The sequence below is a fragment of the Psychromonas sp. psych-6C06 genome, assembly GCF_002835465.1.
GTDB lineage: Bacteria > Pseudomonadota > Gammaproteobacteria > Enterobacterales > Psychromonadaceae > Psychromonas.
Genome location: NZ_PIZM01000002.1, coordinates 410,547 through 424,600 on the forward strand (window position 1 = coordinate 410,547; position 14,054 = coordinate 424,600).

Consider the following 14,054-nt stretch of genomic DNA (forward strand, 5'->3'; position numbering starts at 1 on the left):
TGATTTTGTGGACTAGTGCTGAGTAGCTATGAATAAGTTGTAAAAAAACATCGCTTGAGACTGTAATAAAAACTGTGTAACTGCTTATTTATAATCCAACTATTTGGAAGGATAAGCAGTTATGGTTCAAAAACAATTAGAAGCGTTTGCTCGTGAAGTAGCTAAACGCAGAATTAGATGATCACCTTGGTTATTCTAAGCACAGTAAATCATCGACTAGTAACAGCCGTAATGGCTCTTCCACTAAGACTATCATCACTGACGATGGCCCGTTTGAGTTAGAAACGCCAAGTATTCTGTTCGAATAGACTGTATTGGCTTAATAGATTTTACTGCCAATTTAGAGGTGTTTAAATTATTGCCCATCTCAGCTTTGAAGCGCACCATAGTGGCTTAGAAAGCTATAATGTTGTGGCTAATATTAATCAGCCACAACAATGAAAAATTAATTAACTTCTTTAATGATGTTATAGGCAGATGGGCATTTATCATTAGATTTTTTATTTGTCCCAGTACCAACAAGGGCTCTGAAATTAACCTTTAGGCCTACCTGAACATACTTATGATCTATCTCTAGTTCTTCTGAACTAAAGTGAAAGCTACCTTTGGCTGTCTCTATAAAACCGAACTGCTTCATTCGCTCCCACTTACGTATTTTTCCTTTGAGTTGCTTGTAGCTAGAGGTTAATTTTTTCTGCTTTAAATGTATAAAACAGCGATCCACCTGTTCATCAACAATGGTAAAAATATCATCTTTCTCTTTAATGAGCTCTTTTAGTCTTAGACAGTTATATGTTCGAGGATCAAATGATGAGTCTAATGTCTTGAGCATGGTACCTAGATCGCCCAAGTAAACTGGCTCATTCGTTTGAGCACATTTTTTATAGGCGGCCACTAGCAAAGCATCAACATCTTCATGTTGCGCAGGGGATAACTCTGAGGCAATTAAGTTTGTTGTATAGACAAAGTTGTGACAGGCCTTTCTAAAGCGCTCAGGCGTGTTCTCTTGGCCAATAGCCATAACATGCAAGCCATGTTCTCTAATTCGCTGTGCAACGCTATAGAAGCCTCCATCGCTTGATACAATACACACTGCATTTATTCGGGTGTTGTTATTAATTAACTCAATAGCATCCATGACTAATGCATGATCTGCTGCATCTTTACCATAGTGGAACTGCTGCTTTGGACTAGAAGCAGTAGCGTGGAGTACATCTTTCCAGCCACTTTGTTGCGCAGAGGTCCAGTCAGCATAAACCCATTTGATAGCTACTAAGCCGTGTTTTTCGACCTCATTCAATATTAAATGGTAATCATTATGTGATGCATTTTCACCATCAACTAATACTGCAAAATTTAAGTTAGGCATAAACATTCTCCTTAGATAAGGTATCTGCTAACTTCATCATTTCTGATTTATCATTTTCAGATATGTCAGGTAAAGAGATCATTTGAAAGCCAACTACTTCCATTGGACCGTAATCATCATAATCCTCACCAGTATTCGCATTTATTGCTCGAAGATCGTCTTTAGTAACATCAACTTCATTATTCAACCCGTAAAGATGCCAAAACCACTTTTCATTTACTGATCTTGAATGATAAATTCTTTCTGCAATTGAATAATTACAAGGATTTACGATTATTTCACTTCCTAACCAGTCAACATAAACGTCTTTAAATGCGTCTTCTGAAAGTGTTTTATGATGATTAGATAAGTAACCAATTGCATCTAATATCATTACGGGTGCATCTTCAAAAAGGTCTGAATATTCTCGATTACAAGCTTCATTAAACTGAGAAACGATAGGTTTAATATTCATTGGAATTGGCAAGTTTGCAGCGTGTTCATCCTTTAAAATATTTTGTAGCAGGTCTTTAAAGCGCTTTACATACACAAAGTGCTCAGCAACTTGTAACTGAAAGGAATTTAACTTTTCACCAGATAATCGTTTCCCATGCCAATACTCACCACCGCGATTGTCAGGGTTATCCTCATAAAAAGATATTTCACCTAGACACATGACTAAAGTGAGTAGGCGTGCCTCTGCACAATTATCACCAATCAAAGAACTCAGAGATGCTAAAACATCTTTACTGATGACTTCTGGAGAATTTTCAAGTTCTTGGATCAACTTCTCTATTTGAAGTGTATTTTGAAGAGGCTGTTGTAATACATTACTAATTATTTTACATGAAGTTAGTCCATCCGCCGCATCAAAGCCTAAAGCAAGGCTTCTGTCAAAACACTGAGCTTGAGCATTTTCTACTTCATCGGGTGTAATTTTATTAAATGATAAGTCACTCTGATACGCAGCGTAACTGCCATAACCACAATACGCAGATACAAGCTCATATACGTGACTTTTCTTGAATTTGGGATTCGACTGTTTTAATTCTGAATAAATGGTGTGAACAAGGTTCTTTAACTTTTTCATAAATATATCCATACGCTTGAGGCATTTCTGCTGTCAATCATTACCACACGCGATTACGGCTGATTTCTCAAGCCAGATATTTATTAAAAATTAAGTTTTTTGGGGGTATTTTATCTTTCGAGATAAATGCTGTTTTTCACTCGCGTGCAAGTGCGGCTAGCGCCATTAAGATAATCCTATCTTATCCTAGGGTGCAGTTCTACAATTTACATCACAATAATCAAATTACATCTAATGAAATTATCAATTAACAAATTGATAATAAGAGAAGTTCTCTCTGGTGTTTGAACAGTAACGCCCTTAAAAAATTGCAAATAAATGCAGATTACAAATATTTCAATCAGGGGAATTCCTGTATTTGACCTACTCACTTTGGTCATCTCCGTGAGTAGGCCTTGGTCGGTGTTTAGATTTAGTTTTATTGCACTATATTCGAAACAACCATTTGCGGGCGCCCATAAACAGTCACCATTTTAAATTCAAACTCTACAACGCAAGGAAAAGTCATAGAGTCCAGCTTGGGGATTAGGCTTTCATCAAATGACACTTTTTCGATATCATAACCACCATTACCGCGTAAATTGTAATTAGTTGATGAATAGCCCTGAATTAACTTGCCACACATTAATAACGAACAATCAAAGTCTCGGCCCTTCTTGCGGGAATAACCATAGCCAGAGCTAAAACCTAGCAGTAAGACTTGATTAGGTTTTGGCTCTAGTTGCGTGTCTTGAGGGGCCTGAGTAATTGAGCTTCTACAAACCAAGTCATATTTAAGCGTTACCAATTGGCGTATTTTATCATTGATTAGCCCTATCTCCGCTTCAAGCTCCTCTTTCATTTCTTGTTGTATCTGTTCATGGACAGGATGAAAGACCCAATAACGAGGAGAGTCATACATCACAGCTTGTATAAGCTCCTCCATATCACTCATTGCACTACACGCCGAAATATCAATGGATAAGGTAGCAACACCACGCTCTTTTACCTTCTCTGTTTTTTCTGGTGATACATCATTGCTAACTACAATTTCTATAAAGATCACCCCATCATCTGTAAAGCATGTTAAGTCCGGTTGAAAGTCTCCAGCTGACTGCTCTGGTATCACGTTGTTAAATTGTAAGGTGTATTTTCTATTAGTAAATTCTTTACTGTGGTATCTACCAACAATATCTATTTCTTTTACTTCAATCGTTAATGGCGCTATTCCAACCACGCATTTATCTTGAATAATTTGCTTACCTAGCTTATGTAAAATAGATTCATTGCAGTTGTTTTTATTGCCATCGTGATGTGCAAAATGATGTACTTTTACATCCCCTTTTCTTGCGATTAAGGGGCTACCACATCCAATGCATTCACAACCACAAGCGAGTCCTTTTTCAACTTCACTAATCCTAATTACCTTGTCATTTTTCATTCCATAAGCAAATTGAGCTACATTAATTTTCGTTTTAAGTTCAGTATTCATGTTAATTATCCTTTGTGTATTTCACATAACAGGTGCAAGGGCTCTCCTTGCGACGCAAATGAATAATTAACTAATAATTAGAGTTCAAACAGAGTATTACTCGGCAATACCCAGTAATATCCACTAAATATCAGTAGGTTAATGTAGGTTCAGTATATGTGTGATAAAACGCAAGCAATGCATGATGCAATTAAAGTGGCAGAGATATTTTGGGATAAATACGATAATGAAAATAAAGGTAACTTGTTTTGGAATGTATTTTTAGCCATCATCGAATTAACAAAAGATTCACCAGAGCTTGCTGCCGAAAAAGCTAATGAATGTTATTTTTCAACAGCAGAAATGTGTCAGAAATTTGAAGAGTTAGCAGACAAAAAAGAAGGCTCTGTTAACAGTAGCCGGCTATCAAAAGAGTATCGTACACTTGGAGAACATTTAGAAGCTGTTGAAGTTAGATTCATATCGATTGCAACAGAGTCTGGCAGCCGATTTATTCCAGTGATCACTAAAGATAAAAATTCTGGAGGCCAAGGTAAACAAACAAATTACCGTTTGTCATACAAAGAAATAGAAACTAATAACTTAGAAAATCAGCCCGCTACTAATGAGCCTAATACACAAGATACTAATGAAATTGATTACTATGTTGAATCAACGCCAAAACTACTTTTCTGGTCAAGCTGGTTACAGAGTTTAAATGTAGAGAGATACCGCATACCAATTATATTATTCACAGCTAGCCCTTTCATTATTGGATTTAGTGCTCTTGTTATGTTCTGGCTAATGGTAATAGGCATTGGATTAGACATTGGCTGGACAGTGATTGGAATTTGTGCGATTTACATTTTGTGTTTTATGATGTTTTTTAGGTATTTCATCACTGCAATAGAGAATAACATAGCGCTTATTCCTGACTGGATGTTACCACTAAATTTAACATCCGCTGTTCTTCAATACGAACTAAACAAGCCAGGTACTAAGAAAAAAAGGCTTAAAAAGCTATCTGTCAAAGTCTATTCAGCTAAGTGCCCAATATGTGGTCATAGAATAATCCTTAAATCAAAAGGTTTACCCTTTAACAAAAGACTAATAGGTGAATGTGATTTAAACCCTGTGGAACACAGGTATAGTTTTGACTTTACCAACTTGCGAGGCAAAAAAATAACATAATACCATTGTAGTGGTTAGGTAAAAGTTATTATCGGTATCGAAGTCTCAACTGTTATACTTCCTATATTATACCGCCGTTAATTGTGCAGATAGATGAATAAAAAACTGCATAAGCAACCTACAACAGAAGAAAAAAACTACGTGTTTATTAAAGAATTAACATTTGAGTGCTATCAGAACACTCAGTACGCAAGCGTTGAAAGAGCCATAAATAGTTACTTCGATATGCTTCGCTACAACGGTCAAATTCTAGGCCGTGAATTTCCCATTGCCATGTTAGGCGCGGTATTCACAACACGTTTGGTTTGCCCCGAAGAACATAGTCTAGACGAACAGTATAATAGCCCGCAGGTAACACATGCACTTAATCAATTAACGCAGGCTGGTTTACTGGCGCCTAAAATTAAAACCGTGGCAGAGGATTTAAACTCACTCGAATGTGCGCCTGACTTTTCGCCAAGCTGGCAGGTGCTATACACCACCTTTTTAGATACCTGCTCACCGATTAGATGCGGTGAAACGCTACAACCGATCCCACTATATCGTACGCCAGAAGCGATCAGTAATGGCGATCGTAAGAGTGTTATAAAATGGCAGGAAGAGTGGATAAACTGTGATGAGTTACAGATGAATGGCTCCGCCGTTTCCACTGCTATTTTAAAAGAGATGGGTGAGATAGATAGCAAGCTTTTTTATCGAGGTAGTAACCTTGCCAAGCGCATTCAATATGTTACTAAAGTACCAACCTACTACTACTTATACCGCGTAGCAGGCATCAGTTTAGAAGAAGAAAGAAATAGAAAATGTCCTAGCTGCGGTGGAGAATGGCGACAACCTTCTCCGCTATTTGATATTTTCGATTTTAAATGCGATGAGTGTCAGCTAGTCTCTAACCTGTCATGGGATTTTAAAAAGTAATCTACAACAATTAAAAAGGAAGTTTTGATGTTAAAAAAGATAAAGATCTATGGTTCACTATTCATTTTATTAGTGATTGCATTCTTCATTTATAAGGGCTATTCGAAAGATGAAGTGGGTAATGTTTCACTAGGTTTGTTTACTACCAAAGACTTCCTTAATTTTTTTAACACAAAGTATGCTTAAAATAGCATAAAAAACCACCTAGTAAACCTTTACAATTTAACTACAATAGCCCTTACCTAAAAACAATATTTACAATTATCACAAGGTATTACCCATGAAAAAGATCTTAGCAATTATATGCTTAACAACTTTACTTACAGCCTGCTCAGATAATGAGGTCGGTGATATCTCACTTGGAATGTTTACAACACAGGACATAAAATTAAATATTTTAAAAGATGATATTGTGTCTGGTGTAACTTGCCATATTGCTTCAATAGAAGCTGACCTTAGTTTTTCCGACCCAAGTGACAGTTCAATCTCTTGTAGACAAACAGGTGAAATAACGCCAGAAATGATTGCTCAAATAGATAAAAGCAAATCAGGTGAAGTGGTGTTTAAAAAATCAAAAAGCATCTTTTTCAAGACAATGAAAATTAGAAGAATACTGGATGCAGAAAATCAAACACTGATGTATGTTTCTTACTCAACAAAAGAAACATCGGGTAGTTTCAAACATAGCCTTTCAACCGTTCCGTTATGGGGAACTAAGGCTTATGCAGAACCTGTATTAACCCAATAACAAAAAAGGCAACCGTGTGGTTGCCTCATTACTCTCTTTCAAATCAGATTGTGACTATATCATTTGAAAAGGTGTAATCTAATTTCCCCTTTCTTACAAAAGTAAAATTACACTCAGCCTCAGCTATCTCCATCAGCTTTAACATCTGATGCGTATAGTAGAGTCTGTTTCCTTCCAAACAATCCCTGCCAAAAATACTCTCTATAATTATTTTCAGCGTCATTTCACCTGTTTTTTCTATTAAGCAAGAGCTAACTTTACCTTCTACGTTTTGCATTTATTTTTAACTTCTTATCCCCTACTAGAGACGCTGTGAAAATTAATTTCTTGCAGACAAACAGGAGAAATGATTGATCAAGCAAATAAACCATACGGCTGCCTCATTCTTTACTCATATAAATTGAATAACAGGCATAGTTTAAAACATCCTATTAACCATAATAAAACTTCAATCATTTAATTTTAAGATCTACAAGGAGGTGGTAAATCGCTATTTTTTTATCCTCTCGAAAACGATACTCTACGGCAGTGATTAATGCAGGCTCTTTCTTCAAAGAAATAACCTCATGGTTATCTTTGTCTACATCTTTAAATCCATCATATTGCTTACTTTTTAGATTTAAAAAGTACTCTTGAACTTTTTCGGTAAAGTTAGAAAAATAACAATATGACACAATGAAAACAGGCGATAATCCTGATAAGTCATAATCCGAAATTTTGTTTAAATGTGCGTCTATGGTTGTATTGTCAAGGGAGCTTAAGTTTAATGCCTCAAAAATAGAAATGGGGGTGTTTCTATTATCCAAGATCAAGCCATCACTTTCCCCCACACCAATTCCACTTGGCGCTTTACCTGTTCTTTTTTGATCACAAAGTGTTAAACCGAACCACGATAACCTATGATTCGCCAATGAAACACACCAATCATTAATTAAATCTTCATTTTTATGTTTATTTAAAATTTCAAGGTTCTTTGCTCTAATTAGTAATTCTTCTACACAAGCTAAAATTTCTCGATATAGAAAAACCTCTACACTGTTTTTCTCATCATTTGATAGGATACATGCAAGGTCAGTCACTGACTTAGCTTTAATCTCTCTAAAAATAACTCTCAGATCATCATTTGATTTATGTGCATTAATCACTTCATGTTTCATCATCTCACGCTGAAGGGGTTGAAGCTTTTCTTTTATGGATGTTGCAATTAGTTCAACCTCTTCAATTAAGTCAGAATCATTGTCTTCTATTGCGTGATATTTTTTGTAATTATCAATTAATTCTTGAGCAACAAGAATGTTATTAGTAAGTCGTAATACCTTACAGTAAGTAATAGTTACTGGTTTGTAATTGATCTCTAACGTATTTAGTTTTGAACATAAACGAACTAGATGGTCATACTTCTTTGCCAAGAACAATGCATATAAGTAATCAGATTTGTAATTGAGAGGTAATGAATCAAACGAAAAGTGGTCACTTTGATTAATATATTCATTAATTGTATTTTCAAATTCACACACAGTTGCATCATCACTAATTAACCCCTGTATTTTCGATGTGAAAATCAAATGAGAAAACAGACTGGATTTATTCTCATTAAATAGGCGTTGAAATATTACACTTGATAATTTTGGATTGTCATGGAGATGTATTAACCCGATGACATAATTTCGAAAAATATTTGCTTCCCGCACCCAATGTTTGAAACTGCTATTGTTTTTAAATTTCACATCTAACTTTGGAATAGACAGTTCATTTATTGATTTCTCTTTTTCAAGAGGTTGATCATCAGAGTAGTATTGAACAAGCAATTCATACTTGTATTCTAAAGTAGTCCATTTAAAAATTAGTTCTTGCACTGAAACATGATTTTTATAGCGATGATTTTCAAAAAATTGTTTAGATTTATTTAAAGCAAGTTTAGCTAAATCCAATTTTGAAGACTCTAAGGCTAACGAAAATGACTTTTCAATAAAATCTAAGCTAGATTCATTTTTCTCTGAATAGTCATTAGAATCAATTTCTGATAATACTCTTTTACGCCTACTGCTAATATGCGTATTTGAAAGTAGGGTTAGCATCGCTGATAATGGGGCTTTTGAACTTAAACCATTTAATAGTTCATCAAATAAATCATCATTAAAATCGTTGAAAATATTTGTTAGCTTATCCCATAAATCGTAACTTTCTTCATTGAGCCTTGTATAACTATCATTTAAAAGTGGAAAGCTGATATCTTGATTCTCAAAGCCAAAATCAAGGATAGTATCCCGAATCAATCTTCCAATTTTATTTTTGTTTGCATTAGGCAAGGAAAATATATTAATTAAAACTTGGATGTAATTTTTAATTGTTTCCGTGTATTGAATAGGGTTATCTTTATTAGTTGAAGAAAAACCTAATGCCATTTTCATTGTTGTTGGCATTAGACTTGTGAATTTGTCTGTAAATTCTCCTTCACCAACCCCTGACCAATATAGTTCATCATAAAATTTCTCAGCCTTCAAACACGATGATTTCTTTAAAAGACTAAATTCAAAGAGCTTTTTATAATGCAGTAATATCTCACCTTTAATTTTATCTACGATACTTATCTCAGATATATTGAACTTTCTTTGGCTGCAATCCAACATCTTGAATAATACGTAGAGCGTATACTTTTCTCTTATAGGATCTAACTCAATAGTTTTAATTTCGTTTAATAAGTGAGGATAAACCTTCACTGCATTGTCTTTGTTAATGCAAGAGATGAGTATATTTAGGCAACTCAAGTTAATTGAATCATCTCGTTCATAACTATTAATACTATCTTTTGCTAAAAAGAGTATTAACTTCGACAATTCCCTTTCTCTGTTATGCTTTATTCCCATATTAATGGTTGTAATACAAAGCAGTTCTAAAATATTTTCTATTGTTTTAACATAATCATTGTGAACTCTGTTACTCGTATATTTTCTTTTAATTTGTCCTATCAGCTTATAAAACCCTGCCAGAAAAGCATCAGGTCTTGAAAGGAGGTATAAATAATAGGTGTTCGTATTTTTTACAAAAGTCTCATTCAGTAAAAAAAATCGTAACACAACGTTATCTTTTGCTTTTTCGTACAATTCATCTACAACTCCATGACTGCTAGCTTCAGAGTAATGGATAAAAATATCATGATCTATAATTGAACGTAATGAAGAACAAACCAGATTCTGATGATCATGCATTTCATGATTGCGATCTGCCCAGTTAATTAAATCAATATCAGTTTCAAAGCTAATGCAGCGATTAACACTATAACTTTTAACGACTTCATCTATATGGATGGTTTTTTCTACGACTTCATCAGCTCTCCTTTTATCTTCTTCATTACCCAAATCTATATTAATATGCATAGTTCGAGAAACAGAAATAATACTGTGATCAAAGCCTCTGTGGCTCCAGAGGATGTTTTTATAACGTTCAAACGGAATTGTTAATAAAGTTGAACACTCAATATTTTCCTTACAAAAATTTATGAATATTTGTTTTTCTTCATGGTTAAAAATATCTTCGTTCGGCATGCCTAAAACATCAATATATGATTGTCTTAAGTCATAATATTTTTCTCTTATCTCCTTTTTATTTTCGTAATGAACGAATTTTTTCCAGAAATAATAATTAATTAGATGTCCATTATGCCATCCATCTTCTGAGATAATAACGGTGTATAATTCACTCTCTTTAGTAATTTCAATATTGAAAAACTTAAACTCATAACTAGAAGGAACAATTTTTTCAAAAAGCAATTTATCAATAGAAAATTGTGTTGGGTTTAAGATCAAATGACGACTATCTATATCTTGAAGGTTTTTAGCAAACCTTATAATAGGTTTTACTGATTCATCAATTACTTCATATCGGCTTTCATTAGGTAAATGTGCGCTTATGTGTACCCATCCATGTTCAAAGAATAGTATGCCTAGCTCTTCAAGAAGAGAAAAATCAAAACTCTCAGCTAAAGATACATCTTCACCATTAATATTTGTCCAAGACATTTCGCCAGAGTGCAATTTTTTTACAACATCACGACTCAATCGAGGAGTTTTCAGTTTTAACTTAAGTAATATGTCTGCGATATAATCAGCTTCTACATGCTTGCTAGCATTAAGATCTTGCCCATTTTCCGACTTATAAAGATCGCTCTGGGTTAATAATTCATTAAGTTCTGATATTTTTAGAGGGTACATATCATAATGCATTGTAGAGGCCTTACAATGTCAGTTCAGTAACTACTGAACTGCATTTATTTAATAGGAGAAAACACAAAATACTCAGAGTTATTTACACCATCTTATATAAATCAGATGCTGCATCTTGATTTTTCGGAGCGTCCCTAGAGAATAAAGAATACCCGTTTTAAACAATTAATCATAAGTACGATTTATTGACAAACTAAAGCTACCGATCAACCTTGCTATTCCTTTAGAAAATTAGGTCGTATTTTTATCCTCCTACTTCATACTTAGATATAGGTTCGATTGGTAGACAAAGCACACCATCACAATAAAGTCGTAGTAAAATTATCTTTCAAAAATTTAAAATGAAGGCATTTTAAATAGCCTGCCATCAGTGCCACGATCATGTAACTCTCGAATAATTTCATCTTTTTGAAAGTATTCTTTTTTATCATCCTTTAAAGGTAGATCGCTATCTAAAACAGTAATAATAAACTGTAAGCCATGACTTAAAGACACATCTCGCCACTCCTCGATTAACATCAATTTAAGGCGGTCATCTAAACTTTCTAAAAGACCATCATGGTAACAAAATCTAAAGAAGTCATCTTGATAGTTCAATTTCAATAAAGTTGCATCGAAAATAGCTGATAATACCCGTGTATATGAAAAACCTTCATTAACTGAGGTTTGATCTTTTAATCCAATTTTAAATTGGATGTTTCCATCTTTATTAGTATCAGTATAAAAGAATGCTGAAAAGTTTAGAATGTGATCTACAAGTTCTGAAAAAATAGTAACCGCACTAGTCAGCTTTTCATTTCCTCTTACTTTAGTTTCAACTTCGAGTTTTTTAGCAACTTTTCCTTTATCTGTCACAGCTTCTTCCAACTTATCACCAAGCTCAGATGCCAGATCGATTTTGGCTAAACGCTCTTTCAATACAGCCACTCTAGAGTCTTCAACTCCGAGTCTGCTTTGTAACTTTTTATATTTTTCAAATGCATCTTTTTGAAGTAAAACAGAAGTCAATTCTTGTTGCCTTTTCCTCTCTCTGGCTAGTGTTAACTTGACCCCCTCCCTTTCATTTAAAATCGAACGCTTTGTTTTGACTAATCGATCTTTTCTACCTATAGACATTTCTTGGTTTATTTTTATAAGATCTTCATATGATTTGGTTAAACTCTCAGGAAAGTATAATTCGACTTCTTCAAACAGAACTAACACTTTTTCCATTTCAAAAGAGAACTCTGCTTTTAGGGATTTATCAATCGCATAAATTTTTTGATCAAGAGAGTAAATTACAGAAAGCATCGATGAGATTTTTTCAGATACATCATCAATTAACTCTTTGCTTACATTTTCATCTGATTTTTTGAAATCAAACTTGTCAAGCTCAAGCCTCATTCTACTGACTGACGCTTCAATCTGGGTTATTTCAGCTTCTAAGCTTTGTCCGCTATCACTAGGTAAATTCTTAACTTCTTTAATTGCATTTTTTAAAGACTCTACACGCCTATTTGCCCCATACTTTTCTTCAACTGAACGAGAGTTGATACCGATTACGGATGCTAAATATGGAGCCCAAGATGCGTCTCCCTCTCTACTATTATTTACCTTAAAAGTATTTTCATATTGCGTTTGTTTTCTAAAACAATAACGCAGACCATTTCGATAGTTAAACCCTAATTCAAATGCTTTTTTCGGGCATATTAGACTATTTAATTTTTCTTTAGCAGTTTTGAAGGCTAATTCTGGATGGTCCCAATTGTGACTATCACTTAAACTAAACCTAGTTTTTTGAGAGGTAGAAGTGATTGATATTTTCCCAACTACAGGTCGTTTTATAGTTACAAAACAACACTCGCTGTATTGAACTTCTAGAAAAAACTCAAAATCAAGGAAGCAATTTTTCTTTAATATATGCTCTTTTGAGATCTGTTTTAACAAACAAAATTCTATAATATCAATTAGTGTTGTTTTTCCAAGACTATGAGATGACTTGTTATCAGCATGATTACTCACACTAGCAAAAATAACATTTAACCCATCTTTAAACTCTATATCAGGGAAAATATTCTTTTTGTTAGAGTATACTTTACTTAATTTAATCATTATTAATCTCACAAATACAAACTAAATCCGTTTCATTTTTATATTCAACCTTTCCAAGTAAATACAAAAAACTTATAGCCAGCATTACATCTTGTTCATTGATTTCCTCACAGCTAGTTTTCGCATATGAAAGCACCTCATGTAATTGCTTATTACCTCTTTCTTTCAAACACTGTAAAACTTGCGATGCGACATGCACTAGCGAATAATCTAAATTCATAAAGCGATGAGGTTTTAACATATAAGCTCCTCTTCTATTTTTCTTCCTATAAAACAATTCGCATACAGGTAAAATAAAAACAAGCTTATTGAATCTTCTTTATTACATAAGGAAGCATATTGTGAGTCTAATAAAACATTTTCAATTGACATCAGAAGCTCTTCGAAAGTATCAAATTGCTTATGTCCAACCAATATTTTTTTGTTTAAACTTTTAATAATTTTACCGACAAGACCTTGTAAATTTTCACTTGCTCTTTGCTTCAAAAAACAATCTAACTCAAAAAAATATGGTTCATAATCTCTGGAGATTATTTCATCATAGAAAGACTGGCTTAAATTATTTAGCTCATTTTTCTTTTCAATGCTGATAGAGCCAAAATCACAAGGTTTCTGCTCCAATTCATGGTATTCATCAGCGATCGCTACAATAACATCACGTAAAGAATTAGGATCAAACGTTATAGCTCCCTTATGCGTCTTCACAAGGTTCTCATATACCAATGGGTAATTATGAATACTTTTATCTATATTTATACTCTGAGAGCCAGAACTACCAAAAGCTTGGGATTGATTAACACTTAACTCATTTGTCATTTTGATCTACTTTCAAATCGATTTTTTGGTCACCTTTTGAGAAAGTACCCGAAGTTTGGTTTATATTAAATTTTGCAGACTTCGAGGCATTGATACGGAAAATTTGAATCAATCCAATTAATATAGCGACAACAATTCCAATTATTGCAATCCATTCACCTGTTGATAAATCACTCATT

The 14,054-nt window shown here is 33.9% G+C and carries 11 protein-coding genes and 1 pseudogene; 4 read left to right on the top strand and 8 right to left on the bottom strand.

The features are described 5' to 3' along the window. Positions 1-161: 161 nt before the first annotated feature. A pseudogene (locus CW745_RS16570) lies at positions 162-290 on the top strand (transposase); the annotation flags it as partial. A gap of 155 nt (positions 291-445) precedes the next feature. On the opposite strand, the gene CW745_RS05070 reads toward CW745_RS16570, so the two are convergent. The 3 genes from CW745_RS05070 to CW745_RS05080 form a co-directional block, all read right to left on the bottom strand. After that, the gene (locus tag CW745_RS05070; protein ID WP_101107430.1) at positions 446-1,369 is read right to left on the bottom strand and encodes an NYN domain-containing protein; all 924 of its coding nucleotides are present in this window, start codon (positions 1,367-1,369) and stop codon (positions 446-448) included. Next, positions 1,362-2,438 carry a hypothetical protein gene (locus tag CW745_RS05075; protein ID WP_101107431.1) on the bottom strand — a complete coding sequence of 359 codons (1,077 nt, stop codon included), beginning with the start codon at positions 2,436-2,438 and terminating at the stop codon, positions 1,362-1,364. Before CW745_RS05075 ends, CW745_RS05070 begins: the two co-directional genes overlap by 8 nt. A gap of 418 nt (positions 2,439-2,856) precedes the next feature. After that, on the bottom strand, positions 2,857-3,909 hold the full coding sequence (locus CW745_RS05080; protein WP_101107432.1) for a hypothetical protein: 1,053 nt from the start codon (positions 3,907-3,909) through the stop codon (positions 2,857-2,859). A 156-nt stretch (positions 3,910-4,065) separates the two neighbouring features. On the opposite strand from CW745_RS05080, the gene CW745_RS05085 reads away from it, so the two are divergent. The 3 genes from CW745_RS05085 to CW745_RS05100 all read left to right on the top strand — a co-directional run bounded on the left by CW745_RS05085 (position 4,066) and on the right by CW745_RS05100 (position 6,745). Continuing rightward, positions 4,066-5,079, top strand: a complete 1,014-nt coding sequence (locus CW745_RS05085) for a hypothetical protein (protein ID WP_101107433.1) — start codon at positions 4,066-4,068, stop codon at positions 5,077-5,079. A 93-nt stretch (positions 5,080-5,172) separates the two neighbouring features. Next, on the top strand, positions 5,173-5,997 hold the full coding sequence (locus CW745_RS05090) for a Zn-ribbon-containing protein (protein WP_343226076.1): 825 nt from the start codon (positions 5,173-5,175) through the stop codon (positions 5,995-5,997). 280 nt (positions 5,998-6,277) lie between these two features. After that, the gene (locus CW745_RS05100) at positions 6,278-6,745 is read left to right on the top strand and encodes a CreA family protein (RefSeq protein ID WP_101107434.1); all 468 of its coding nucleotides are present in this window, start codon (positions 6,278-6,280) and stop codon (positions 6,743-6,745) included. Positions 6,746-7,197: 452 nt separating this feature from the next. Here the strand turns inward: CW745_RS05100 and CW745_RS05110 are convergent, their stop codons facing one another. The 5 genes from CW745_RS05110 to CW745_RS05130 all read right to left on the bottom strand — a co-directional run bounded on the left by CW745_RS05110 (position 7,198) and on the right by CW745_RS05130 (position 14,053). Further along, the gene (locus CW745_RS05110; RefSeq protein WP_101107436.1) at positions 7,198-10,968 is read right to left on the bottom strand and encodes a hypothetical protein; all 3,771 of its coding nucleotides are present in this window, start codon (positions 10,966-10,968) and stop codon (positions 7,198-7,200) included. A 336-nt stretch (positions 10,969-11,304) separates the two neighbouring features. After that, a complete protein-coding gene (locus CW745_RS05115) occupies positions 11,305-13,059 on the bottom strand; it encodes a DUF2326 domain-containing protein (protein WP_101107437.1) in 1,755 nt (584 codons plus the stop codon). Next, the gene (locus CW745_RS05120) at positions 13,052-13,300 is read right to left on the bottom strand and encodes an ABC-three component system middle component 6 (RefSeq protein ID WP_101107438.1); all 249 of its coding nucleotides are present in this window, start codon (positions 13,298-13,300) and stop codon (positions 13,052-13,054) included. The genes CW745_RS05115 and CW745_RS05120 overlap by 8 nt, the downstream gene beginning before the upstream one ends. Then, complete coding sequence (locus tag CW745_RS05125; protein ID WP_101107439.1) at positions 13,294-13,875, bottom strand: ABC-three component system protein; 582 nt, start codon at positions 13,873-13,875, stop codon at positions 13,294-13,296. Before CW745_RS05125 ends, CW745_RS05120 begins: the two co-directional genes overlap by 7 nt. Continuing rightward, positions 13,865-14,053: a hypothetical protein gene (locus CW745_RS05130; RefSeq protein WP_101107440.1), complete on the bottom strand. Its 189-nt coding sequence runs from the start codon at positions 14,051-14,053 to the stop codon at positions 13,865-13,867. Before CW745_RS05130 ends, CW745_RS05125 begins: the two co-directional genes overlap by 11 nt. Position 14,054 lies beyond the last annotated feature (1 nt).